1 protein-coding gene is annotated in these 228 nt (G+C 63.2%); it reads left to right on the forward strand.

The genetic code is table 11. From position 1 onward, the window contains the following. Positions 1-228: glutamate synthase central domain-containing protein (locus OH705_RS29095; RefSeq protein WP_267303686.1), on the forward strand; the 228-nt coding region annotated here is incomplete at both ends.

Consider the following 228-nt stretch of genomic DNA (forward strand, 5'->3'; position numbering starts at 1 on the left):
AGAAGCGGTGCGCGGCGGCAATACCCAGCTGGTGCTCAGCGACCCCTACATATCCCCGTGCAAGCTGCCGGTCCACGCCTGGCTGGACGTAGGCGCTGTACACCACCGTCTGACCGAACAAGTGCTGCGTTGCGACAGCAACATTCTGGTCGAGACCGCCACTGCCAGCTACCCGCACCACTTCGCCGTGCTGCTGGGCTTCGGTGACTCGGCTGTATACACGTACCT

It is taken from the genome of Pseudomonas sp. BJa3, assembly GCF_026343815.1.
Classification (GTDB): Bacteria; Pseudomonadota; Gammaproteobacteria; order Pseudomonadales; family Pseudomonadaceae; genus Aquipseudomonas; species Aquipseudomonas soli.